At 62.4% G+C, this 22,282-nt stretch carries 23 protein-coding genes and 1 tRNA gene; 9 read left to right on the top strand and 15 right to left on the bottom strand.

Going from position 1 to position 22,282, the window contains the following annotated elements:
- The first annotated feature begins 30 nt into the window (after positions 1-30).
- Complete coding sequence (locus IVB01_RS19815; RefSeq protein WP_247280818.1) at positions 31-1,584, top strand: L,D-transpeptidase; 1,554 nt, start codon at positions 31-33, stop codon at positions 1,582-1,584.
- A gap of 28 nt (positions 1,585-1,612) precedes the next feature.
- Here the strand turns inward: IVB01_RS19815 and IVB01_RS19810 are convergent, their stop codons facing one another.
- The 5 genes from IVB01_RS19810 to IVB01_RS19790 all read right to left on the bottom strand — a co-directional run bounded on the left by IVB01_RS19810 (position 1,613) and on the right by IVB01_RS19790 (position 5,194).
- The gene (locus IVB01_RS19810; protein WP_247280817.1) at positions 1,613-2,425 is read right to left on the bottom strand and encodes a class I SAM-dependent methyltransferase; all 813 of its coding nucleotides are present in this window, start codon (positions 2,423-2,425) and stop codon (positions 1,613-1,615) included.
- Positions 2,426-2,650: 225 nt separating this feature from the next.
- Positions 2,651-3,160, bottom strand: coding sequence for a DoxX family protein (locus IVB01_RS19805; RefSeq protein ID WP_247280860.1), 510 nt, complete (start codon positions 3,158-3,160; stop codon positions 2,651-2,653).
- Positions 3,160-3,939, bottom strand: coding sequence for a DNA-binding domain-containing protein (locus IVB01_RS19800; RefSeq protein WP_247280816.1), 780 nt, complete (start codon positions 3,937-3,939; stop codon positions 3,160-3,162). The genes IVB01_RS19805 and IVB01_RS19800 overlap by 1 nt, the downstream gene beginning before the upstream one ends.
- Positions 3,929-4,843 carry a DUF692 domain-containing protein gene (locus IVB01_RS19795; protein ID WP_247280815.1) on the bottom strand — a complete coding sequence of 305 codons (915 nt, stop codon included), beginning with the start codon at positions 4,841-4,843 and terminating at the stop codon, positions 3,929-3,931. The genes IVB01_RS19800 and IVB01_RS19795 overlap by 11 nt, the downstream gene beginning before the upstream one ends.
- A gap of 45 nt (positions 4,844-4,888) precedes the next feature.
- Positions 4,889-5,194 carry a DUF2282 domain-containing protein gene (locus IVB01_RS19790; RefSeq protein WP_247280814.1) on the bottom strand — a complete coding sequence of 102 codons (306 nt, stop codon included), beginning with the start codon at positions 5,192-5,194 and terminating at the stop codon, positions 4,889-4,891.
- A gap of 308 nt (positions 5,195-5,502) precedes the next feature.
- Between IVB01_RS19790 and IVB01_RS19785 the strand changes: the two genes are divergently transcribed.
- From IVB01_RS19785 to IVB01_RS19775, 3 genes are all read left to right on the top strand, one after another.
- Positions 5,503-5,685: a hypothetical protein gene (locus IVB01_RS19785; protein ID WP_247416072.1), complete on the top strand. Its 183-nt coding sequence runs from the start codon at positions 5,503-5,505 to the stop codon at positions 5,683-5,685.
- 67 nt (positions 5,686-5,752) lie between these two features.
- The gene (locus IVB01_RS19780) at positions 5,753-6,391 is read left to right on the top strand and encodes a HutD family protein (RefSeq protein WP_247494768.1); all 639 of its coding nucleotides are present in this window, start codon (positions 5,753-5,755) and stop codon (positions 6,389-6,391) included.
- A gap of 60 nt (positions 6,392-6,451) precedes the next feature.
- Positions 6,452-7,645: an adenylate/guanylate cyclase domain-containing protein gene (locus tag IVB01_RS19775; protein ID WP_247280812.1), complete on the top strand. Its 1,194-nt coding sequence runs from the start codon at positions 6,452-6,454 to the stop codon at positions 7,643-7,645.
- A gap of 38 nt (positions 7,646-7,683) precedes the next feature.
- Here IVB01_RS19775 and IVB01_RS19770 read toward each other — a convergent pair whose 3' ends face one another.
- From IVB01_RS19770 to IVB01_RS19755, 4 genes are all read right to left on the bottom strand, one after another.
- Positions 7,684-7,971, bottom strand: a complete 288-nt coding sequence (locus IVB01_RS19770) for a hypothetical protein (protein WP_247280811.1) — start codon at positions 7,969-7,971, stop codon at positions 7,684-7,686.
- Positions 7,972-8,131: 160 nt separating this feature from the next.
- Positions 8,132-8,311, bottom strand: coding sequence for a hypothetical protein (locus tag IVB01_RS19765; RefSeq protein WP_247280810.1), 180 nt, complete (start codon positions 8,309-8,311; stop codon positions 8,132-8,134).
- 90 nt (positions 8,312-8,401) lie between these two features.
- Positions 8,402-8,608, bottom strand: coding sequence for a hypothetical protein (locus IVB01_RS19760; RefSeq protein ID WP_247280809.1), 207 nt, complete (start codon positions 8,606-8,608; stop codon positions 8,402-8,404).
- Positions 8,609-8,981: 373 nt separating this feature from the next.
- The gene (locus IVB01_RS19755; protein ID WP_247280808.1) at positions 8,982-9,350 is read right to left on the bottom strand and encodes a rhodanese-like domain-containing protein; all 369 of its coding nucleotides are present in this window, start codon (positions 9,348-9,350) and stop codon (positions 8,982-8,984) included.
- Between the two features lie 192 nt (positions 9,351-9,542).
- On the opposite strand from IVB01_RS19755, the gene IVB01_RS19750 reads away from it, so the two are divergent.
- A complete protein-coding gene (locus IVB01_RS19750; protein WP_247280807.1) occupies positions 9,543-10,340 on the top strand; it encodes an adenylate/guanylate cyclase domain-containing protein in 798 nt (265 codons plus the stop codon).
- 352 nt (positions 10,341-10,692) lie between these two features.
- On the opposite strand, the gene IVB01_RS19745 is transcribed toward IVB01_RS19750, so the two are convergent.
- Positions 10,693-12,315: an OpgC domain-containing protein gene (locus IVB01_RS19745; RefSeq protein WP_247449012.1), complete on the bottom strand. Its 1,623-nt coding sequence runs from the start codon at positions 12,313-12,315 to the stop codon at positions 10,693-10,695.
- Positions 12,316-12,654: 339 nt separating this feature from the next.
- Between IVB01_RS19745 and IVB01_RS19740 the strand changes: the two genes are divergently transcribed.
- Positions 12,655-13,317 (top strand): response regulator transcription factor, encoded by a 663-nt coding sequence (locus tag IVB01_RS19740; protein WP_247280805.1) that lies wholly within the window; start codon positions 12,655-12,657, stop codon positions 13,315-13,317.
- Here the strand turns inward: IVB01_RS19740 and IVB01_RS19735 are convergent.
- The gene (locus IVB01_RS19735) at positions 13,312-15,432 is read right to left on the bottom strand and encodes an MASE1 domain-containing protein (RefSeq protein WP_247280804.1); all 2,121 of its coding nucleotides are present in this window, start codon (positions 15,430-15,432) and stop codon (positions 13,312-13,314) included. The genes IVB01_RS19740 and IVB01_RS19735 overlap by 6 nt on opposite strands.
- Positions 15,433-15,885: 453 nt before the next feature.
- On the opposite strand from IVB01_RS19735, the gene IVB01_RS19730 reads away from it, so the two are divergent.
- The gene (locus IVB01_RS19730; RefSeq protein ID WP_247280803.1) at positions 15,886-16,062 is read left to right on the top strand and encodes a hypothetical protein; all 177 of its coding nucleotides are present in this window, start codon (positions 15,886-15,888) and stop codon (positions 16,060-16,062) included.
- Positions 16,063-16,293: 231 nt separating this feature from the next.
- Here IVB01_RS19730 and IVB01_RS19725 read toward each other — a convergent pair.
- Positions 16,294-16,366 (bottom strand) — tRNA-Met (locus IVB01_RS19725).
- Positions 16,367-16,702: 336 nt separating this feature from the next.
- On the opposite strand from IVB01_RS19725, the gene IVB01_RS19720 reads away from it, so the two are divergent.
- Both IVB01_RS19720 and IVB01_RS19715 read left to right on the top strand, forming a co-directional pair.
- Entirely contained in the window at positions 16,703-17,287 is a 585-nt protein-coding gene (locus tag IVB01_RS19720; protein ID WP_247280802.1) for a hypothetical protein, read from the top strand.
- Between the two features lie 211 nt (positions 17,288-17,498).
- Positions 17,499-18,281 carry a response regulator transcription factor gene (locus IVB01_RS19715; RefSeq protein WP_247280801.1) on the top strand — a complete coding sequence of 261 codons (783 nt, stop codon included), beginning with the start codon at positions 17,499-17,501 and terminating at the stop codon, positions 18,279-18,281.
- On the opposite strand, the gene IVB01_RS19710 is transcribed toward IVB01_RS19715, so the two are convergent.
- From IVB01_RS19710 to IVB01_RS19700, 3 genes are all read right to left on the bottom strand, one after another.
- Complete coding sequence (locus IVB01_RS19710; protein WP_247494767.1) at positions 18,278-19,696, bottom strand: HlyD family type I secretion periplasmic adaptor subunit; 1,419 nt, start codon at positions 19,694-19,696, stop codon at positions 18,278-18,280. The two genes, IVB01_RS19715 and IVB01_RS19710, sit on opposite strands and share 4 nt — an antisense overlap.
- Positions 19,697-19,746: 50 nt before the next feature.
- Positions 19,747-21,483, bottom strand: a complete 1,737-nt coding sequence (locus IVB01_RS19705) for an ATP-binding cassette domain-containing protein (protein WP_247280799.1) — start codon at positions 21,481-21,483, stop codon at positions 19,747-19,749.
- Between the two features lie 141 nt (positions 21,484-21,624).
- On the bottom strand, positions 21,625-22,083 hold the full coding sequence (locus IVB01_RS19700) for a hypothetical protein (protein ID WP_247280798.1): 459 nt from the start codon (positions 22,081-22,083) through the stop codon (positions 21,625-21,627).
- Between the last annotated feature and the right edge of the window lie 199 nt (positions 22,084-22,282).

The raw sequence follows: 22,282 nt of genomic DNA, 5'->3' as shown, positions 1-22,282 counted from the left end.
CAGCGGACTGGCAGTTCGACCGAGGATGGCATGAAAAACCGATCGACGACGGCGCAATCCACCAGGGCGGTGCGGCGTCAGGGGCCTGCCGGGATCATTGCGCTTGCGACGCTGGCCATGTTTGCGGCGGTGGCGCCGGTGACGGCTGCCAAGCAAGCCCGTCAGCCGGTCGAGGCGGTGGCGCCGCGCGTAGCCGGCGAGCCGATCATGGCGATCGTGTCGATCAAGAGCCAGCAGGTCACCTTCTACGATTCCGACGGCTGGATCCTGCGCGCGCCGGTGTCGACCGGCACCACGGGACGCGAGACGCCGGCGGGCGTCTTTGCCATCATCGAGAAGGACAAGGACCACCGCTCGACCATGTATGACGATGCCTGGATGCCGCACATGCAGCGCATCACCTGGAATGGCATCGCGCTGCACGGCGGGCCGCTGCCCGGCTATGCCGCCTCACATGGCTGCGTGCGCATGCCGTTCGGCTTTGCCGAGAATCTGTTCGACAAGACGTATATCGGGATGCGCGTGATCATCTCGCCGGACGATACGGTCCCGACCCAGTTCTCCCACCCTTCGCTTTTCATGCCGAAGCGGGAGGCCATTGCGGCGGCGCCGAGCCGTGCCGACAAGCTCTCCGCCGAGGCGGAGGAGGCCACCAGGGCCGCCGACGAGGCCAAGAAGGCCGCATCGGCAGCCGCAAAAGAAGCCGCTTCGCTGCCGGCGGGGCTGCGCAAGCTGGAACAGCAGAAGGCTCGCGCCGACGCCGAGCTCGCTTTCGCCGACAAGATGCTCGCGAACGCAAAGACCGATCAGGCCCGGACCAAGGCCGAGGAGCTGAAGCAGAAGGCCGCCGCCAAGGCTGCGGATGCAGCGACGCAGCTCGATGCCGCAAAGGCCGCGGCGCAGCCGAAGCGCGAGGCCGTCGCCGCCACCAAGGAGGCCGCCAAGGTCGCGGCGGCCAGGAAAGCCGACGCCGTGAAGGCGGCGACCGATGCAAAGCTCGCGCTCGAGCCGGTCTCGGTCTACATCAGTCGTGCGACGCAGAAGCTGTACGTGCGGCGAAACACCCACAAGCCGGCACCCGATGGCGGCGGCGAGGTATTCGACACCAGGATCGAGGTCCCCGTCACGATCCGCAATCCAGACCAGCCGCTCGGCACGCATATCTTCACGGCGATGGCGAGGACCGATACGGGCCTGCGCTGGAGCGTGGTCACGATCGAAAACGGCGACGAGGCGAGGGCCGCGCTCGACCGGATCACCATCCCGCAGGACGTGCTCGATCGTATCGCGCCGACCGCGTTGCCGCGCTCCTCGATCATCATCTCGGACGAGCCGCTGAGCAGCGAGACCAACTATCGCACCGAGTTCGTCGCGGTGCTGAGCAATCAGCCGCAGGGCGGCTTCATCACCCGCAAGCCGACCGCGCCTGCCATGATCGCGAGCGATGACGGCTGGGACAATGGCGGCAACGGCTTCGGCTTCTTCTTTCAGCGCGATCCGTACGTGCAACCGGTCAATCCGCGCCGGAGAGGCCAGTATCAGTATTACCAATCGACGCAGCCGGTGCAGCGAGGCTTTTGGTAGGGACGCCGAGATCGCCTGCGGCGCAGGCTTACAGCCGCGCCGTGATCACCAGAGCCTGAATCTTGGCTTCGACCGGTCCGGAGCCATGGCGCATCCGGATCGCCTCAGTGACCGCGTCAGTCGCAGCTTGAAGGTCGCCACCGCTTCTTGCCTCGATCTCGCCGCGCAGCGGCGTGCCCTGGCAGTAGGCGATCGCCACGTATTCCGCCGTTGGCGCGCGGCTGATTGCGGATCGCGTTTCGATCGAGACGCTGCCAAAACCTGCCCGTTCGAGATCGGCCCTGATGATCGCATGGTCGAAATAGCCGTGCGGTGTCCGGGCCATGAAACGCGGCGGATCATCGGGAAACAGCTTGGCCAAGGCGATCGTTGTATCGTGGGCGAACACGTTGTCCTCGATGCGGTCCCAGACGTTGAAGAGGAACGTGCCGCTCGGCTTCAAAACGCGCTTTGCTTCGGAATAGCCCTTGACGCGATCCGGAAAGAACATGGCGCCGAACTGGCAGCAGACCACGTCGAATTCGGCGTCGCCGAACGCAAGAGCCAACGCATCCGCCTGGCGCCAGACAATGCGAGCATCGTCTGCCTGACGCTGCGCTGCAACCGCGAGCATCGGCTCGTTGAGATCGGTCGCAACATAGCGGACGCTGCGTGGCAGCGCCGCCGCCACGGCGCGCGTCACCGCGCCGGTACCGGCCGCGATCTCGAGCAATACGGAAGGCGAGAGCGCGGCGACGCGTCTTGCGATGTCATCGGCATAGGCGGCGAAGATCATCGGGACGAGATATTCGTCGTAGAGTTTTGGGACGGAGCCGGCGAAAACCTTGTCGGTGTCGGTCATGCTTGCCTCGCTGAAGGTTCAGACGCGAGATCAAGCTACCATGGACCGCTAGCTCACCGCGCCAGCAAAGATGCGAGCCAGGCCGGTTTCCGCATCGGGCGCGCTCCAGGCGATGTCGGCCAAGCCGGCCATCCGTTCTACGATTTCGCGCCGCCGCTGCGGGCCGCACCGCGCAGACGCCCGCGGTCGATAGCGGGTTGAGCGGGATGCAAGGCGCCCAGCGTCCTATCGTGCGTACGATCGCGCGCGACAGATTAGATGATCGAGCGAGATGTAACCGGGCCCGTAAGCCATGAGGGCGAGTGCCATGGCCGTCCAGGTGAGGTGAATCGGCCAGCCGTCGGGCACGGTGAGCTCGACGATGACGGTCATGCACAATAATCCGAGCGCAGCGAACCGTGTGCCGAGACCCAGCACCAGCAGGATTGGAAACATGATCTCGCCACATCCCGACAGGAAGGCCATTACCGCCGGCGCAGGAAAGTGATAGGGCCCGCCGGGCAGGTGCAGCATGAACTCGTCGCTGAACAGCGTCACCGCGGTGTCGTTGAGCCTGAGGAAGCCGTCCCACTTGAGAATGCCCGAGCGCCAGAAGGGAACGGCGAGCGCCGCGCGCAGCACGAGCTGAACGAGCGAGGGCGCGGCAATCGTCCGTATCAGAGAGTTGGCCTTGTCGAGCAGCAACCCAAGTGATGGCAGGGCGCTTCCCGCAGTCATGCGTTGATCGGTGATCATCATGCGTCTCCGAGAGCAAGCGAAGTGAATGCGCCAGCCTCGATCAGGCCGGTGATGTTGGAAGCGAGATCGAAATCGGGGCATGCATCCAGCGCCGACGCGGCGGCCCCGCGAAGTGGCTCGCCCGACGCAAGACGTTCGGCAAACACTGCGCCGCCGGGCGGAAGGCGCCGCACCATAACGTCGAATTCGGGCCGGGTGATCAGCGCGTCTTCCGGCGTCGACGCGTCAATGCGCCCGACCGGTGCGTCGTCGCGGTTGGCGGCAAAGATCGTCACTGCCGAGAAGGACGAGCGCACGATGCGCAGCGCCGGATGCGCGATGAAGACGAGATCGGCCAACCGTTCCGAGGCGAAGGCCGCCAGCGCAGCGGCCGATAACGGCGCGGCGTCCTGCGCATGGTAGGCATCGAGCCACGCCCGCTCGATGCGTGCAACATCCGCAAGCCAGGGCATTGTCTGCGCATACTCATAACGTGTGATGAAGTCGGCAAACTCGCGGCCATATTCGAACAGCAGCGGGGAAGTGGGCGGGCTGCTACGGATGTGGAAGCGCGCCATGGCACGGAAGAAATCAGGACCGGTGATGCGCTGCACCGCCGGATAGATCGCGGCGAGGGCATCGATCAGGCTCACCGTGACATTGTTGCGGTAGACGGCGTAGCGCTTGCCGGCGGCCTTGCCGTTCGGACCCGCCACGATCGCGGGCGCCGCCCGCGTGGGGTCCAGCAGTCCCGGCGTAAAGGCGGCGGCAAAGGACAGGTCCTGCTCAGGTGGCATGACGGTCTCCCGCAGTCGCAGTCTGATTGCAGCGATCGAGGATTGCCTGTGCGGCGGCGGCTTCCGCCTGCAGCACCGGCCAGTCCGGAATCTTGCTATCCCATTCGATCAGCGTCGGCACGCCACCGCGGCGCCGGATGACGATCTCGAATAGCTTCCAAACGGCATCTGCGACCGGGCCGTCATGGCTGTCGATCAGCAGCAGGTCGCCTTCGTCATCGGCCTGCTCTGCGTGGCCGGCGAGGTGGATCTCCCCGACGTGCGCCAGCGGAAATTCCGCGAGGTACTCAAGCGCGGAGAATCCGTGATTGGTCGCGGATACGAAGACGTTGTTGATGTCGAGCAGCAGCCCGCAGCCGGTGCGTTCGGCAATGGCGCGGATGAAATCGGTCTCGCTCATCGACGATTCGCGAAAGGCGACATAGGTCGACGGATTTTCCAATAGCAACGGACGGCGGATCGCGTCCTGCACCTGGTCGATGTGGTCGCAGACGCGAGCCAGCGTCGCTTCGGTGTAGGGCAGCGGCAGAAGATCGTTGAAGAAGCTGGTCTCATGCGTTGACCAGGCAAGGTGTTCGGAGACCAGCGCTGGTTGGTAGCGAGCTACCAAACCTCGGAAGCGGGCCAGATGCGCCTTATCGAGCGGCTGGGGTCCGCCGATCGACATGCAGACGCCGTGCAGCGACAGCGGATGGTCGCGGCGGATCGCCTCCAGCGCGCGATGCGGCGGGCCGCCCGCGCCCATATAGTTTTCGGCATGCACCTCGAAGAAGCCGCATTGCCGGCCCGTGCTCAGGATGGCCTGGAGGTGCTCGGGCTTGAAGCTCGTCCCGGCAACACCGCCGATGGGAGCGGAGTAGCGGAGTGGCACCGCAGACGCCTCGGGCACGATTGCCGTCGTCATGGTCTCCTCCGCTCTTCACTGTTGTCGTGGGCGCGACGCGGTGCATTAGACCGGCTTGAGCGAACCCTTCTTGCCGTTCGGCAGCTCGATGCTGGTGCAGGTGCCGCCCTGCACGAACTTCCAGGCGTTGCCCTGGAAATCGACGGTGGATGTGCCCTGGCAGGTCGTGCCCGGCCCCGCCGCGCAATCGTTCTGGCCCTTGAGCGCGACGCCGAAGCATTTTTCTTTTTTGGCGGCGACGGCCGCATCGGCCTCCGCCTTGGTCAGCGGACCGGCGGCCGCGAGGGTGGCGAGGGCGGTTGACGCCGCGCCGGCGAGAACGATCGACGTGACGACGTGCTTGGCAGACATCGGAGTTTCTCCTGTTCGAAATGGCATCGCCTGGCAGGCGAAAGCGCATAATCTCCTTCGCTCCGCGCGCAGCCCGCGTTACTAAGAAGCTGCTCACGAATCCGTGAGACCGCTTGGATCTGGCACACGAAGGCGCGCTTGGGTCAGGATTAGCGGGCAGGCGGCCGTTCAAATCCAATGCGTTGGCGCTATTGAGACATTAGCGGGAGAGCATTGGCCGCGTCGGATTGGACCGGCTAGAGGTAACGAACGACGGAAGCCAGCGAAGAGCAATGACAGGAACCGTGTCCGACCGAAGGGGAAACACCATGAACGTCGATCCAGGACGGCAGCTTCGGGCGATCGCCAGGCTAACGGTCAGCACGCCTGGCCGTCTCGGCCCTGGTCCCAACAAGTTCACCGGCGAAGCCGCGCGCGACCGCTGTCGGCAATATTCAGCCGCGGCGCCCGATGTCTCATGCCGTCCGGTTGCAGCGTTGACCGCGAAATAGCACGACGCAGAAGCGCGCGCCGCCAAACCGGTTGGCAAAGTCTGCCCAGCACGGGCATGATGCGGATATGAAAACCACGCTGCTCAAGCCCGAACACTACACCCGCTCGCCGTGGAAAAACGGCGGCGGCGTTTTCACCGACATCGTGGATGCCCATCGCGGTGATGCACCGGTGAAGGATTGGGACAGCCTGCTCTGGCGCTTTGCCAGTACGCCAATCGTTACGTCCGGTCCGTTCTCCTACATGCCCGGCATCGACCGCCTCCAGATGGTTGTGGGCGGGCGCGGGCTGGTGCTGAAGTCGCCTGCGCAGGAATTCGATGAACGAGAACCTTTCACGACCGTGCGGTTCGCCGGGGAGCTCGAGATCGTGACGAAGCTTGAGGCCGGTCCGGTCGAGGTCGTGAACCTGATGGCGCGGCGTGGTGCGGTCGAGATCGAGCTCGAAGCGCTCGGGCCGCCCGGCGATCGGTCGTTGTTTGCCGGCACGCATCTGGTTTACGCGGTTCGGGGCGATTGCAGCGTCCGTCTTGGCGGGGAGGGCTTCGCGATTCCCGATGGCGGCACGCTGAAGGTCGAACTCACCGAGCCGTCGAGCCTCGCGCTCGCATCGGGTCTGGCGGTGTTGGGGTCGATCCGGATCGTCGGTGAGATGGCGCCTCCCCAAACGGCGGCTGCGCACAAACCGGGCAACTGGCCAGGTTGACGCCGTCGCGCCGCAGCACGATATCTGCCCGATGCAGACCGCCGCTCAAAGGGGCAGGATATGGACGCGCCAGACATTCACGCCCCCGCCACGCAAGCCGACAAAGTCGTCGACTGGCTGACCAACGGCACGCGCGACGAGCGCTTCGTCGATAACATCTTTGCGCAGATGTGCGTCCGCCTCCAGCAGGCCGGCATCCCGCTCAAGCGGTCGACGCTTCACATCCTGATCCATCACCCGCAATGGCTGGGAGCGCGGATGATGTGGTCCGACGGGATGCGCGAGGCGGAGATTGCACTTGTCGACTACGACGTTCGTGAGCGCTCCGAATACATCGGCAGCGCCGCCAATGAGATCCTTGACGGCGCCGCCGAGGTGCGCGAGCGGCTGGAGCAGGATCGTTCGCTCGGCCGCAAGCACGCGCTCTACGACGAGATGCGGGCGCGAGGCCTGACCGATTATGTGGCCTGGCCGCTCTACCACACGCTCGGCAAGCGCCACCTCGTCACCTTCGCCACCGATCGTCCCGGGGGGTTCGACGATACGCATATCGCCGGCCTGAAGAAGCTGCTGCCGGTGTTGGCGCTGGTCAGCGAGATCCGCGTCAAGAACCGCCTGGCGCGCACGCTCCTCGAGACCTATGTCGGCCACCATGCCGGCGAGTTGATCCTGGCCGGCGCCACCAGGCGCGGTACCGGCACGACGGTGCGCGCCGCGATCATGATCTGCGACCTCAGAGATTTCACAAAGATCTCGGACAATTGGCCGCGCGATGACGTCATCGATCTCCTCAACGACTATTTCGACGCGATGTCCGAACCCATCGCACGGTATGGCGGCGAAATCCTCAAATTCATCGGCGACGGCTTGCTCGCCATCTTCCCGCTCAGCCAGCCCGACGCTTGCGCCAACCTGCTCCATGTCGTGACCGAAGCCCGCAAGGCCATGGCCGCCTTGAACGAGCGGAACAGTGCGACCAGCCGCGCGCCGCTCAATTACGGTATCGGCGTCCATGTCGGGGACGTCATGTACGGCAATATCGGTTCAACCAGCCGGCTCGATTTCACCGTGATCGGCCCCGCCGTCAACATGGCCTCGCGCTTGGAGGCGCTCACGAAGCAGCTCGGACGAACGGTGCTGCTGTCGCGCGCCTTCGCCGAACTGGTGGAGAAGGAGTTCGCGCTGGAGCATGTCGGCCAGCACGAGGTGCGCGGCTTCAGCGACCCGATCGAGCTGTTTGCGTATCAGGGGTGAGCGGCGCACGGCGCCGGCTGAATTCGACCCAGCGGCGCCTATTTGCGGTTCGAGCCGGAGTTCGGCATGGCCTGCTGACCGCCCTGGGTTTGCCTGGGGTCGTTGTCCCCTGGCCGGGTCGTTGACGACTTGGCCGGCGCGCTCGCGCCGCCGCTGTTGTTATCCGATGACGTATTGAGGCCCGAGGCGCCTGCTCCGGTCGTGCCGCCTGTGCCGGTCGAATCGATGCTCGACCCGGTCCTGGACGCACCCGCGCCGCCTTGCGCAAGCGCGATGGATTGAGACGCGAGCGCCGCAATGAGCCCTGCGATGACGAGTGCTTTCATGTCCGCTCCTTTGCGCAAAGCCAGGCAGCCCCGGCCCGGCGGTCCGGGGGCGGGGGTCGAGCCGAGGCCGCCATTTGCCGGAATTGTGGAACCCCGGCGGCAGGCCAATGCGTGGGAACGCCGGGCGTTCCTATTCCCGGTCGGCTGCGAAGCAATGCCGCTAGGCCGACCAGCGATCCTGCTCTTCCTGGTGAGCATGCTCGTTCAGGCGGTCGGCGATTTGGTCCGCAATCTGCTCCGACTCGGCCGAGGCGACGGGGTCGCCCTTGTGTGTCTTCAATTTGTCCTTGTCGGCTTCGATCGGGAAGTCGTCAGGGGTCAGTCCGGCTTCCTTGCTCATGGCGCGCCTCGCTGTGTCCAGAGTCCGGAAAACACGCGTGAAGGCTGATCGTTGCTATGAAGAAGAGAAGGCTCTTTTGACGGAGCAAAGTCAGGCGCCGCCAACTGCCCGGATGACGGTCCCGCTCCCGCCGCAGGTGGCGCAGGAAGCGCCGTCAATGCGCCCCTTGCCGTGACAATCCGGACAAACATCTTCGCCGGTCCCGGTCGTTCCCCGCGGGGCTTCGTCACCGGGATTGAGCGTTGGCTGCGTCTCCGTCTTTGCGCTTTGCACGTCGAAAGCCTTCGCCTTGGTCATCTGCACCTCCTCGAAAGGACTGCAACGCGCCTTGCCGCAGGAAGTGCCAATTGGCTGAAACCATGCGAGCCGGGACCTCGGAATATCTCTCCCCACCGGGAACAGCGCGATCGCATATGACAGCTGCGAGGCACGGAACGTGCTCGGCCTGCATGGTTGGCGACGCCCGCTGAGGGCCGGCTCCTTGCCATGCGGGTCCCAAGATTTGGCCGCAACCGAGACCTCATCCTGAGCGCCTGCCGCCGGGACGACGTCGATTTCGGAGCCCGCCGAACCTGTGAACGGCGAGCCCCGCAGGGCGGCAGCGTTAGTCTATTCGGACATTGATTGTCTGTACGGCCGATCGCTCACGCGGCGCGCCGGCCGGTGATTGCTACTTCTCGACAGCCCCCGACCAGTCCTTGAAGCCGCCGACGTTGTAGACCTTCTCGTACCCCATATCCTTCAACAGCTTCCCGGCCAGGGCCGATCTGCCGCCAGACGCGCAGTAGAGAATGACGGTCTTGCTCTTGTCGAACGCCTTGTCGTGATACGGCGACTCCGGATCGGCGCGAAACTCCAGCATCCCGCGCGAGACATTCACGGCGCCCGCGATCTTGCCGCTGGCGGCAACTTCCGGGGCATCGCGAACGTCCACCACAAGCGTGTCGCCGTTCTTGATCATCTCGGCCGCTTGGTCCGAGGTGATCTTGGGGACTGCCGCGTTCGCGGCTTCCAGCATTTGCTTGACGCTTGTTGACATCTTTTCTCTCTCCCTTGCTGTCCTGGCATGAGGATAGCACATCGATCTGTGCTTCGCCTGCTCCTGTCGGTGGACGTCGGCCCCATGGATTCCACCGCGCCGAACGATGGCAAAGCTCTATTGCCGATGCAGGATTGTACGAATAGGCTCCGTCCCGAAAGCGCTCAACGGTCCTCGATCGGCCGCACATTCATGCCCAAATTCCTTCGCATCGGAGTCCTTCAGTCGAACGTATCCGGATACACCTCCAAGGCCTGGTGCATTCGGCGGGTCGGCTCGGCGGTCTTTCTGAAATGGGGCGCCGTGGAGGTCAGTGGCGCCGGCGATGGGCGCAAGGTCTCCTGGTCGCGATCGCCGCAGGAGAAGACGATCCGTTGCGGCACGGCGCAGCGCGCGCAGGACTACGCCAAAGCAGCGATCGCTCGGCGCCGCAGCCATCGCTATGAGCCGCTGACCGGACCGATCGCGCTGCGGCGCCGGTCCGCGAACGGTGGCGCCGAGCTCAAGCAGGCGCTCGCCACCATCCTGATCGTCGATATCGTCGGCTCGACCGCGAAGGCTGCGAAGCTCGGCGATGCGCGTTGGACCAAGGTGATGGGCCATTATTACGCGGCCGTCCGCAAGGAATTGAAGAGCTCGCGCGGCAAGGAAGTCGTGACCACCGGCGACGGCGTGCTGGCGACGTTCAAGAAGCCCGCCGCCGGCGTCAATTGCGCGACCGCGATCCAGAAAGCCGTGCGCACGCTGGGCCTCGAGATCAGGGTCGGCTTGCACGCCGGCGAATACACCATCAGCGGCGGCGAGATGGTCGGCCTCGCCTTCCACATCGGCACCCGCGTCGCCGCTAAGGCGCGCGCCGGGGAGGTTTTGGTCTCGAGCGCGGTGAAGGAGCTGATGAAGACGCAATCTGCGATCAGCTTGAAGGATCACGGCGTGCACCGGCTGAAGGGTGTGCCGGAAAGGTGGAGGCTGTGGCGGGTGGAGGGGTGAAGGGACGTCTGGGCGGGGAGGCAGTTCGCCTCCGGTTTTCGAACCTGCCAATAAATTGAAATTTGGTGCACTGTCACCGTAATCGCCGCTTGAGCGATAGAAATCAGGTCAGACGGACACGGAAGAGCACTGACTTGGTGCGCACACCGAAATGCGGCAACGGGCGACCAAGCGTGCGCTTCTGGTGCAGTGGCTTGGCGAGCACCGACAAGCTCATAATTTGGGTGATGGGCGCGGCGGGACCCGAACCGGCAACCAGACCGTTAAGAGCGGCCAGGCGCGGGAGCGCGCAAAGGCCGAGCGCCGCGAGGGGGCGCCCGGCTAACGACCGTCGGACATGAGGAATGATCGCTCAGACTGGAACCGTCGCGGTTGCATTCTTGGCCGCCATGGCTGCAGGTCTCGCCGCCGCCGCGATGGCATCCGCCTTGAGCCGTACCAATTCGCCTGCGAGACACGGCCCGTGGCCGGATTGCCGCTTCGCGACCTGGCAATCGCCGAGGCGATTCCGGCCGCGGGCCCATCCGAACTCGCGCAGTCCTCGGCGAAACGCCTCCAGGGTGCGCCCGCCAACTGTGCCCCACGCGTCCTGAGGGGCGCGCACACTCATCGGCAGTGCAATGATCGGCTGCGACCTGGGTTTGATCTTGATCAAGTTCAGCAGCGTCGCCGCCACGATCATCGTTAGGACGCCACCGACGCTGAGCGTGATCTGCATCGCAAGCCCCTCCGATATGTCGAGCAACGCCAGGAGACTGACCAGCGTAAGCAGAACGCCGAGGCAGAAGATTGGCAACGAGTTCTTGCCACAGAGGATGGCGCCGCGCATCACCGCAGTCGTCAATGCTTGTCGATTGGGTGGCACGAGCCATACCGCTACAACCGCAAGAGCCAAGAAATGCAATAGACGCAACGGATCGAGATTCGATTTGTCTACCGGATAAGCCAACTTCGTCAGCCCCTGCGGGATCAACGCTTCCAACGGCTTGATTCTCCAGCTCAATGCGATGACGAGGCTGACGACCAGATAGAGAATGGCAGGCGCAAGCGCCATGCGTGACGTTAGCCAGGGGCGCACTCTTTCGCCCTCGATTATCACCCACGCGCCAAGCACCACCAGCAGCTGCCAGGCCAGTGGATTGAAAGCCCAGTGGCCGTTCGGCCACGCCGGCAAGGACCAGCCGAACATATGCACCAGCGCATAAAGCGCCAGCGAGGCGCCCAGCGTCAGGTTCGGCAGTCGGAGCAGCAACCACAGCAACGGCGCGAACAAGAGGTGGAGAAGCACGAAGATCGGCAACACGTCGGTATTGACCGGGCGGTATTGCAGAATTGCCGCGTGCGCGAGCGTCGCGCCAGGCTGGTCCAGCAGAATGCGCGTATTGCTCTCGTCAGCAAGGCGTTCCACGCCAGCGATGTGGACTAGGATGGCGCAGGCGAGCGTGAGCAGAAGAAATGCGATATAGATGTCCCAGCTTCGCCGCAGCGTGCGGCGGATCACGCTGGTCCATCCCTCGCAGCTCCATACCTTGCCGTAGGCCAGTGCGCAGGTGACGCCCGAAACGAACATGAACACTTCCGCGGCATCGCTGAAGCCGTAGTTCCGCAGCGTCAGCCAGCTTCCAATGTTATGGGGGACATGATCAAGAAAGATGCACCAGAGCGCGATGCCGCGGCAGGCGTCAATGCGCAGGTCGCGGCCGTTGGCTTTCAGCTCCGGCAGCGCGGCCGCCGATGGCTTCGGGGTGGCGGTTCGGTCATGCATTGGCTTGCCTCGTCCAGCGTGCGCGCACGCTTCAAGAGGAACGATCGACAGGAATCGAATCTGACAAAAAAGCGGCCTGCGGCGGCGGGTTCGTGACAGCGCAGCAGTCCAGCGTTGCTTCACACCGACCGGGCCACGACAGCAATTGAGACAATGGCCGCGCTGAGCAAAAAGCTGGTGGAGAAGCTGACTGTCGACATCATCGTTCAAGTGGCGCAGTGTGTAAACCGGTCGGAGGTCGGTACAGAGAGGTGCCTAGGTCCTATGACCAAGGTACCGTCCGGGCCGCGGCATCTATTTGACGCCGGTGAGACACGTGATGAGCAATCCATCGCTCGCATGGACGAAGGACCAGTGAGCTTCGCGCTTCGTGTAGTTCGCGCTGCTTACGATGTGTGCCGATTGCAACCATAGCACACAGCAGCCCGCGGCTCCTACTTTGAGTGCGGGCGGCGAACCGCTGGACCAGAGATAGAAGATGGACGGTTTCGAAGCTGGGTGTATGATTTTTCATTGATCTCCGGGCGTCAGAAGACGGAGAGCATTTTTATGAAGGTACTTATTGTTGACGATCACACATTGATTCGCGAGGCGTTGCACGCTGTCCTGAAGGAGTTGAAGCGAGAAGCCGTGATATTGGAAGCATCGAGCAGTCGAGAGGCCATGCACATCGTCGAGGAGCATCCCGATATCAGCCTCATTTTGCTCGATATCAATTTGCCTGACCGCGACGGCTTCTCTGTCCTTTGCGAACTGCGCCAGCGCTATGCGACGATTGCTATCGTCATTCTCTCGTCCTCCGATGATCAGGATACGGTCAGGCGCGCTTTCAAACTTGGCGCGCTGGGTTTCATCCCGAAGACCACGGAACGTGAAGTGATGCTCAACGCCATTGAGTTGGTGTTCTCCGGCGGAGTTTACATTCCCTCCAAGATTCTGGAGGAAACAGCGGGTCCGCGGTTCGCAGATAAACCTTTGGCTCGCGACTCGCTCAAGGGACTCGGGTTGACCGATCGTCAGATCGACGTACTGGCGCTCCTGATGAAAGGAAAAAGCAACAAGGTCATTGCCAGGACGCTCAATATGGCAGTGCCGACGGTGAAGAACCACATCACGTTCGTTCTCAAGGCACTCGGCGTGGCGACGCGCACCGAGGCCGTCATAAAAGTCGGAAAAATGGGCTGGGAATGGCCGCCGAAATCCGAATCATGAAACTGCCCCCGTGCCTCTTTCACCATCATGATTCCTAAGGAGCTCATGCATGACAGCGCGGAGCCGCATCGGGTCGACGGGCTTGTGCAGCAAAATGTATCCTCTGTCCCTAGCGTCCCGCAGAGGTTCAGCTGCGGTATCGCCGCTGATGAGAATGGCGGGAATTGACGAGCCAAACGCTGCATTGATTTGTTCAATAGCCCGGATTCCGGTCTTCCCGCTTGCGAGATGATAGTCCGAGATGATGAGATCGGGGCGTTGTGCGCGCTCGGCAAGCCGGACCAGTGCAGCTTCGTCGGATCCAGCGGCAAGAACCGAATATCCCCATTTGCTAAGCAATCCGCCCGTTCCCTCCTGCACGATCGGAGTATCGGCAATAACCAGAATTGCCTTGCCGTCGGCGGCCAAGGCTCCGGGGTAGGGTAAGTCGGCGGGCGCCGCCGACCTGACGCATTGATCGACTCTCGGAACTAGGATCGCAAATCGCGAACCTCGGCCCACCGTCGAAGCCAGGTCGATTTGATGGTTGAGAAGCAGGCGAAGCTTGTCGACGATCGCGAGGCCGAGGCCGAGTCCGCCGGACCGGTTCTGTTCTGAGGTCGGAACTTGAAAGAACTCGCTAAAGATATTCTGCTTTTGGTCCTCGGGAATGCCGGGACCGGTATCGCATACTTCGATACGCAACATATCACCGCGCCGGCGACATCCGACCAGGATTCCGCCCTGCGACGTATAGCGCACCGCATTTGATACAAGATTCAGCATGATGCGTTCGAGCAGCATCGCGTCGCTTCGGACCCAGGCGTCACTTGGCCTGACGCGTAGCCGCAGACCTTTCTTTTGCGTCGCCTGGTCAAACGCCGTCTCGAGTTTTTGCAACAGGCGCGCGATCGGGAACTCGGTGATTTTGGGGGTAAGCATCCCGGCATCGAGCCTGGAAATGTCCAGGAGCGAATTGAACATTTCATCCATTTCCTTGCGGGTTGCGTCGACCCGTTCGATCGTTCTTGTCCTTTCCTCCGGCTTGAGCGGCGTGCGCAGCTGGGCGACGAACAAGCCCAAAGCATGTAAAGGCTGCCGCAAATCATGGCTTGCCATGGCGAGAAAGCGCGACTTCGCTGTGTTGGCGAGCTCCAGTTCCTGCGTGCGCTCTGCGACCTTCTGCTCGAGTTCGACGTGCGCGCGGCGCAGGTTTCCTTCCGCGTTCTTGCGGACTTCGACATCCGCGCTCAGCAGCAAGCTTGGAACGGTTATACTGATCAAGAACATCAACACCAGCAGGAATGACGCATTGCGATCTGGCGTCGCAAAGGGGCCGCCGCCCGTGTGCGTTGCCCAAATCGTAAGGCCCGCAAGCACGAGGGCAACCGTTGCGGTATCGCGTGGACCGCGACGCAGGGCCGCCCATAGCATGGGCAGGATCGCCAGAAAGCCGAGTGGATCTCGGCCGGGCGTCTGCTCGATCAGGGGGCTGAAAGCAATGAGGCCAACAGCCGCCGCTGTCGCGAGGACCCCGGCCGTTTCCAAAAAATCGTGCCGGTTGAAGGCATGATGTTGGTTTGATGCCCACAGCACGATAACGGGGGTAATGACCAGTGCGCCGGTCACGTCTCCCAGCCACCAGGTGATCCACGCGTCCGCGAAATTCTTCGGCTCGATGTACCCGAAGAGTGCCAGGCTGCTCAGTCCAATGCTGGCGCTGATCGGTGTCGCGATCACGACGCAGATCAGGGTAAACTTTGCAACAGAATCTGGCGTTGAAAACGTCTCACACCCGCCTGACCACCGCTTAATGAGATACGCGCCGGCAACCGCTTCGAGCGAGTTGCCTGTTGCAATCGCAAATGCGGTGGCAACGGAGCCGGCCGTCGTCGCATTGGCGATCATCGCCGCCGCAAAAATTGCGGGCCAAGTTCGATATCCCCACAACAGCACCGCCGCCAGCGCGACACCTGTCGGCGGCCAAATTGGCGTTGCGCTGGGATGGATAGAGGCGAGGGCAAGGCCGCCCTTTGCCGAGGCGAGATAGATCGCTCCGATCACGACCAGACCCCCGACGTAGCTGAGGCCGCGGTATGCATCCATGTCGGAAGCTGCTGATCGTTGATCGGACATGGTCGGCGTCCGGACTAGGCAATTGGATTGTTCACATGACTGACTGTTGATCTCTTGGCCGAAAATCAAAGATCGCTAGCTCGATACGGCAGATGCGCTCAGATCGAAATGATCACCGCAGTCTGATGGCGACCAAGAGACGGCGCGTGCGATGGAGGAGCATCCGGCCGACTTGCGGTCAATCCGTGCGGATCGCCTCAGTACCAATGGGAGACGAACAGCCGCCGTTGCGCCCGGAGAAGTTCGCGCCGTCTCGTGTTCACCCGAGCTTTCGGGGGAGGCATCGTACGACGAAGACAGGCTCTCCGAAAGGGCAGGATTTGGATCCGGACCAAGCCGCTGTGTGCGACCAGGGGGCCTATCTCTCGTTGGAATCTCGGGACCAAACCACTTGCACGATAGGTGCTGTGGCGGACCGGAAGCGCAAGCTTGACTCGAGAATAGAAGCATCCCATGACCGATGAGATGCTGAGTCCGTTTGGGTCGGCGGTGGCTTTTGCGATGAGCGGCGCAATTCTCCTTTGGTCGAACGATCGCCAATTCGAACTCGTCTTTGAGGCGATCGTGTCCCCGACTTTGTATTTCCTGGCGACGAAGAACTACACCGGCGGCTCTTACAGCGGTACGTAAGGGACGACATTGACCTGGTGGGCCATTCGATAGAACAGGCTCTCAACGATGTTGCCCCGGTTCGTGCGATAGAGCCGCAGGATCTACACTCAAGAAGGAGAGCCGGCGCCGGACCCGGATCTGGAGCGGTAGTTGGTCGCCGTTGAAGCAAAACAACGAGTAGCTACACAGGCAATTTGTGGTGCCGCCTCCAACCGAAAGACAATGGAAAGCTGCTAACCATTGATCCACTGGTGGGCCCGGCAGGACTCGAACCTGCAACCAGACCGTTATGAGCGGCAGAATTTCGATCAGGTTCGTTGACCTTCCTGCGTTTTTGTTCGAGTCCGATGGCCTTCGTTCCGTTTCGTTCACGCCGTTTCTGGTGCGAAACTGGTGCGGTGCTTCGAAACTGGCCTGAGAGCCACACAAGCCGGCGATCGGCAGAAGGGTCCAGGAGCGGACCAAATCGGCCATAATTGCTTTCACGATTGGCGCTTTACGGTAGTTCGGCACGGATCTGATCCGCTCATCCGGGCACGTGCCGGACAACCGCGCGCGCTTAATGAGCGTTTAACGCTTTTGCGCAACAGATAGATCACCAGCGCGCAATTAGTCCTTAGTTACGAGTGCGAACCGACCTCCCGCGGAGGGGAATCGGATGGGACTGCTTTTTGTTGGAGTGCTGGCGGGAGTCCTGATCGGCTTTGGCTGGTTCGCGCCTTCCCGAGGGTATTTCCTTGATTGCGCGTCACGCCCCTGTTTCAACGGGGGCGCAGTCGCCCGACCCGCGCTGCCAATGCAGATGGCTTTGGCGCCAGATCCTGCGGCCGTCAAATCGAATTCTGCTACTCCGGCAAGGTCCGCCAACAAATCTTCCCCGAAGAAGCGTGGAGCGGCCGACCTTGCCAAGGTGGCGTCGCCTCGGACGAGGATCGGCGTCTCGGCATCCGAACACTCCGCGGAAACTTCAGATCCTGTCCTGGACAAGGCGAAGGTCACGATCTCGGCGAAGATGGAGGACCCAGAATCGGCCGAATTCACCGATATGAAGCGCACGATGCGAAAGAACACGCTTGGACGCCCTGTGGATACGATTTGCGGGCGTGTGAAAGGAAGAAGCGCGTCAGGCGGCGAGACCGCGGAGAGGCCGTTTCTTTACCTCGTGAAGGAGGATGAAGCATATGTCGCCGACGGCAAGTCAGGGTCGGCGGCGTCAACGGCGTATCGAAATATCTGCAATTAGGGGAGGCGTCGACTGCGCCACCGCGCGGTACGCACCCAAGTGATTTGAGCGGAAAGAATTTCCACCCAGCCGCAAAGTGATCCCGCAGTGGATACGGCACTAACGGCGGCACTGCGCCTCGTGGTGATGCATTCAGAATGAATGCAGCAGCAGGGGAAGACGCAATACGGAATGGGAATATCGCGGAAGTTCTTTTCATCTCGAGGAAATCATGCACGACATAACGAACACCTCAAAACGGCTCAATGAATCGCTTCACTTGCCGGTTCTGGTAATCATCGAGCCGCTCCTGTTGCCTCGCACATGCATGCTGAACGTCCTCAGGCGTGAGCTGGACCACCTTGAGATCCTTGACATGGCAACGGTCCAAAGCCTGGACTCTACGTCAGCCCGCGATGTTCGTCTGGTGGTGCTGAGTATCGCCGATAGGCCCATCGGCGATCCCTCGGTTGAGGACGATCTCGCCTTCGTTGCGGAGTGTTGTCCCAACGCCGCCGTTGCAGTCCTGTCAAACCATGATGACGAGCCGACCGTGCAAGCTGCGATGCAGCGGGGCGTGCGCGGCTTTCTTTCCACCTCGCTATCGATCGAGATCGCCATGGCTGGCCTGCGGCTTGTTCTTGTTGGTGGCGTCTACCGGCCGTTGCCCGTGGCCGGGACGAGCAGGATAGGGGATCTGGAGCCGTCGGATACGCGCGGGCTTGCGCCCGCATATCTGATGAACGAGGGAGTCGGAGTTGCTATCGACAGGAGCGTGACCGATCTCACGCCTCGTGAGCAACAGGTTCTGGCGGAATTGGAGCTCGGCCTGCCTAACAAGCTGATCGCCGCCAAATTGAACCTCTCGGAAAGCACAGTCAAAATGCACATCCAGCATATCATGAGGAAATGTGCTGCGCACAATCGCACGGAAGCTGTCCTCCGCTGGCGCGGTCGGTTGCCCGCGCAGAGTCGCGATGACGATCCCGGCGCAGCTCCAATGCTGGAAAACTAGTCCTCTCTGAATGCACCACGGAAGCTGTCGAGCAGGGGCCTGAGCGCGTAGAGAGCCACAGTACCGCGCCCTGTCGTGATGAACACTTGAACCGGCATACCGGGGACGATCTGGATGTCGTTTGCCGCGATCTGCGCGTCGTCGATCCGGATTTTGGTCGCGTAGTATGGCTGGTCGGTACGCTTGTCGAGGAGCCGGTCCGCGGATACGTGCACGACGGTTCCCTTCAGGCGAGGCACGCGACGCTGATTGTACGGTAGGAGGTGAACCTCGGCATTGAGGCCGGGATGAACCACGTCGATGTCCTCGGGCCTCAGGCGCGCCTTCACGATGAGGCGATCTTGCCGGGGTACCAGGTCCATGAGCGGAGCACCAGCTCCGATGACGCCGCCGGCCGTATGAATCCGCAAATCGGTTATCACGCCGTCTTCGGGCGCCTTGATCTCCGTTCGCGATAGCTCATCCTTGGCCGCAAGCAATCGCTCGCGGAGATGGAATATCTGGTTCTGCGCTTCACGAAGCGACTGTGCGATCTCGTTCTGCCTCTCGCTCTCGAGCTTGAACAATGTGGCCTGCTGTTCGCTGATGACCTGCGCGGCGCGAGAAATCTGCGCGGCGATCTCGCCGCGGCGGCCCTCAACGTCGGCCAGCTCCCGCTGCAGGTTCAGAAGCCGCGGTCGCCGCTCGAGCCCCTTGTTGACGAGGGTCGCGACCATATCCAGTTCCTCCCGGACGATGTCGACCCGCTGCCCGGTGGCGCTCTCCTGAGCCTTGAGACCTTCGATCTCCTTCTCGACTTGACGCCTTCGTTCGCGAATGACCGTAAGCTGCGACTCGTGAACCTGCAGGCGCGCCTGAAAAATGAACTGCTGCGCCGACACCGCAGCGGCGGCCACCCCGTTCTGCTTGCTGTCCTGTTCCAGCGCGTCCGGAATTGCGATCCTTTCAAATCTCTGCTGCTCGGCTTGAAGCCGTGCGGCACGAGCAACTGCATCCCACAATTGGCCTTGAAAGCTTTGCATCTCCGAGGCGGCCCGGGTGTCGTCCAGCGCGATCAGCGTTTGGCCGCTTCGCACGATATCGCCATCCGAAACAAGGATCCTCCTGACGATACCGCCTTCCAGATGCTGAATCGTCTTGCGGCTCGACTCCGATTCCACGACGCCAGACGCGATCGCGGCGCTCTCGAGAGGCGCGAGGCTCGCCCATGTACCAAGCCCCAGCATGAAGCAGAGCACCAGCAGATTGCCCGCGACTGTGAGACCGCGAAGCCTTCCGCGCGGAGAGGTCGGCGTGGGCGTCGAGCACCATGGAAATTCCAGCGGCTCGAAATCGTCGATTGCGGTCACCACGACGCCAAATCGCCGGGCGGGCGCGGGGCGCGCCGGAGCTCGCATGAGCTGCTCCCAGATCATGGGAAGTCTCGAGACGGCGGGAAACTTCCGGATGATGAGAGAATTCCAGATCATGGCGCAATCTGCGAAGTAACTTGGGGGCGGCTCAGGTGCCGTTCAAAGATGTCCTCGCTGTCGCCGAATGCGGCGATCGCACCGTCTTCCATGATGGCAATTTTGTCCGTGGCTGCGAGGAGACCCATCCTGTGAGTGACGACGACAAGGATGACACCTGCGAGCTTCATGCGCTCGATGGCATCCAGGAGCATTCGCTCGCCCCCGTAGTCGAGGCTGGCGTTGGGTTCGTCGAGAACGATGAGGCGTGGACTGCCGAAAAAGGCGCGGGCAAGTCCGAGGCGCTGCCGATATCCGCGCGAGAAGTTTGTTTCGCTGTGAACCATCGTGTCGTAACCCTGCGGCAGGCGCATGATCGCCCCATGGATTCCGACGAGCTTGGCCGCTTCGACGACCTCCCGCCGGTCGGCATCTTCAAGGCGTGCGATGATGTCGTTGATCGTGTCGCCGAGCAGGTTGATATCCTGGGGGAGATATCCGAGGCGGTCGCCGTTTCGGCCCTCGCGAAGCAGCGGGACGCCGGTATTGTCGAGGAGGACACGGCCATCCGTTGGCATCGATAGCCCGGCGATCACCTGGCCGAGCAAGGATTTGCCTGACCCGGACGGACCGATAATGCCAAGACATTGTCCGGGCATGAGGCTGAACGAGACGCCGTTCAGCAGAAAATGGTCGGTCCCCGCAAGCCGCACGCTAACATTGTCGACGACGAGGCCGCTTCGCGCCTGCGGCGGAGGAACCTCCGCGCTCTGCTGCAGCGCGATGGGGAATGCGGCGAGAAGTGCGCCGAGCCGCTGACAGGCGCTCAGGGCCGTTACGAGTGATTTCCAGCCAGCGAGCGCACTTTCGACCGGCGCGAGCGCCCGGCTGAACATCAGCGTGGAAGCAAATATGATTGCCGGGCTCTTCCCGTGATCGAGGACGAGCCACGCGGCAGCCCCCATGATCAAGACCTGCGACAGCGCGCGAACCGGCTTGGTGGCCAGCATGACGATCTCGCCTCGCCGGAGTGCCACATCGTGCTCCCTGCGCGCGTGCTGCGCGTCACGGTGAATCATGCGCGCTGCGCTGTCGAACATTCCCATGGCGCGGATCATGTGGATGTTGCCCGCGGCCGTCTGGAGGCGGCCGCAGCTTCTGGACAGTGCGGCGCCGGATCTTTGCAGAACGTCTTCCGTGACCAGCTCTCCGGCAACCGTGAGCGCGAACAGGAAGGCTACGCAGCAGGCGCCCACCACGCCAAGCAGGGGATGGATCAGAAAGAGGACAAGGAGGAACAAGGGCGCCCAGAGCGCGTCGAACAGCAGCGTGCATGCGCCGGACTCGACGAACTGGCGCAGCACGGTGAGATCCCGATATGCGCCCGACGCTTGCGTCGAGTCGCTGCAAAACGCCGATTCGAGGCCGGCCGAAAGCACGCAAGGACGAAGGCGATCGTCGAGCCAGGCGCCAAGGCGTCCCAGGACGGCGCGCCGCAATGCATCGAACACGCCGCCCACGACCACTGTGATCGCGACAATAAGCGTGAGCAGAAGCAACGTGTCGCCGCTCCGGCTCGACAACACCCGGTCGTAGATCTGAAGAAGATAGATGGAGGGCGCAAACAGAAGCAGGTTGTAGCTGCAGCTATAGGCGAATACGAGACCGAGCGGTCCCGCGCAGGACCGGAGGGCCGCGTGCAGTGGCGTCCGGATCTGCGGCAGGATAGGCCACTGAAGGGGCGGCATCAGCATGATCGTTACCGCCTGAAATCGAGGTCCGGCGCACTTGACCGATGGCTAACGTCATCTGCCAACGGTATCGGCGGGGTATTGGCTCGAGCGTCAGGACCGGTGGCGGAAGCCACCGGTCCTGCCAGTCGGACGAGCCGATGGTCAGAACGTATCGAGATGGAAGCTCACCTCTCCGCCCACCGCCGCGTTGCCGTCTCCGCCATTGCCGCCGATGCCGGCCACGACCTCCTGGTGCTGATCCACCCAGACCTTGTTGATCTGGGTCGCATCCGTATTGGCGTATACCTTGGAGGTATCGTGACCGCTGTAGGATTTCTGGCTTCCGTTCGACTCGGCGTCTCCGCCATGGGCCTTCGAAAACCACGAGGCCTTCGCGTTGGCCCCGCCGGCATCCCAATCTGCCGTCTGCTTGACGTGATCGCCGGTGCTCACGTGCACGTCGGCACCTTCCGCCTTGTTGGTTGGATCGAAGTTGAGCGTCGGCTTGCTGATGATGGCTCCCTTGAAGGTGCCGTCGCCTCCATTTCCGACACTTTGACCACCGGTGCTGATCGATTTGAATTCGATCGAGTCCGAGATGCTGATCGCTTTGGGCAACATTTGAGCCTCCCTCTTTCTGCTGGCTTTCGCGCATCATCCACCCGATCGGACGGACGCGCGCGGCAAAGTCTGATCCGCCCAGGCGCGATGGCGATAGATGTCAAATCGGACACGATCCGGTTTGGTCGACCTACGTACGAAAGTACGACATTCGTCGCGCAACATCGGAACTCGAAACATCCGGGAGAGCCCGCAGGGC

It is taken from the genome of Bradyrhizobium sp. 164, assembly GCF_023073715.1.
Taxonomy (GTDB): Bacteria; Pseudomonadota; Alphaproteobacteria; order Rhizobiales; family Xanthobacteraceae; genus Bradyrhizobium.
The sequence above is the reverse complement of the archived record's forward strand: the minus strand, read 5'-3'. Positions and strand labels throughout refer to the sequence as shown.

Excerpts from the sequence above, each read along its gene's own strand:
- IVB01_RS19815 (WP_247280818.1), top strand. The coding sequence starts at position 31 with ATGAAAAACCGATCGACGACGGCGCAATCCACCAGGGCGGTGCGGCGT.
- IVB01_RS19810 (WP_247280817.1), bottom strand. The coding sequence starts at position 2,425 with ATGACCGACACCGACAAGGTTTTCGCCGGCTCCGTCCCAAAACTCTAC.
- IVB01_RS19805 (WP_247280860.1), bottom strand. The coding sequence starts at position 3,160 with ATGATCACCGATCAACGCATGACTGCGGGAAGCGCCCTGCCATCACTT.
- IVB01_RS19800 (WP_247280816.1), bottom strand. The coding sequence starts at position 3,939 with ATGCCACCTGAGCAGGACCTGTCCTTTGCCGCCGCCTTTACGCCGGGA.
- IVB01_RS19795 (WP_247280815.1), bottom strand. The coding sequence starts at position 4,843 with ATGACGACGGCAATCGTGCCCGAGGCGTCTGCGGTGCCACTCCGCTAC.
- IVB01_RS19790 (WP_247280814.1), bottom strand. The coding sequence starts at position 5,194 with ATGTCTGCCAAGCACGTCGTCACGTCGATCGTTCTCGCCGGCGCGGCG.
- IVB01_RS19785 (WP_247416072.1), top strand. The coding sequence starts at position 5,503 with ATGAACGTCGATCCAGGACGGCAGCTTCGGGCGATCGCCAGGCTAACG.
- IVB01_RS19780 (WP_247494768.1), top strand. The coding sequence starts at position 5,753 with ATGAAAACCACGCTGCTCAAGCCCGAACACTACACCCGCTCGCCGTGG.
- IVB01_RS19775 (WP_247280812.1), top strand. The coding sequence starts at position 6,452 with ATGGACGCGCCAGACATTCACGCCCCCGCCACGCAAGCCGACAAAGTC.
- IVB01_RS19770 (WP_247280811.1), bottom strand. The coding sequence starts at position 7,971 with ATGAAAGCACTCGTCATCGCAGGGCTCATTGCGGCGCTCGCGTCTCAA.
- IVB01_RS19765 (WP_247280810.1), bottom strand. The coding sequence starts at position 8,311 with ATGAGCAAGGAAGCCGGACTGACCCCTGACGACTTCCCGATCGAAGCC.
- IVB01_RS19760 (WP_247280809.1), bottom strand. The coding sequence starts at position 8,608 with ATGACCAAGGCGAAGGCTTTCGACGTGCAAAGCGCAAAGACGGAGACG.
- IVB01_RS19755 (WP_247280808.1), bottom strand. The coding sequence starts at position 9,350 with ATGTCAACAAGCGTCAAGCAAATGCTGGAAGCCGCGAACGCGGCAGTC.
- IVB01_RS19750 (WP_247280807.1), top strand. The coding sequence starts at position 9,543 with ATGCCCAAATTCCTTCGCATCGGAGTCCTTCAGTCGAACGTATCCGGA.
- IVB01_RS19740 (WP_247280805.1), top strand. The coding sequence starts at position 12,655 with ATGAAGGTACTTATTGTTGACGATCACACATTGATTCGCGAGGCGTTG.
- IVB01_RS19735 (WP_247280804.1), bottom strand. The coding sequence starts at position 15,432 with ATGTCCGATCAACGATCAGCAGCTTCCGACATGGATGCATACCGCGGC.
- IVB01_RS19730 (WP_247280803.1), top strand. The coding sequence starts at position 15,886 with ATGACCGATGAGATGCTGAGTCCGTTTGGGTCGGCGGTGGCTTTTGCG.
- IVB01_RS19720 (WP_247280802.1), top strand. The coding sequence starts at position 16,703 with ATGGGACTGCTTTTTGTTGGAGTGCTGGCGGGAGTCCTGATCGGCTTT.
- IVB01_RS19715 (WP_247280801.1), top strand. The coding sequence starts at position 17,499 with ATGCACGACATAACGAACACCTCAAAACGGCTCAATGAATCGCTTCAC.
- IVB01_RS19710 (WP_247494767.1), bottom strand. The coding sequence starts at position 19,696 with ATGATCTGGGAGCAGCTCATGCGAGCTCCGGCGCGCCCCGCGCCCGCC.
- IVB01_RS19705 (WP_247280799.1), bottom strand. The coding sequence starts at position 21,483 with ATGCTGATGCCGCCCCTTCAGTGGCCTATCCTGCCGCAGATCCGGACG.
- IVB01_RS19700 (WP_247280798.1), bottom strand. The coding sequence starts at position 22,083 with ATGTTGCCCAAAGCGATCAGCATCTCGGACTCGATCGAATTCAAATCG.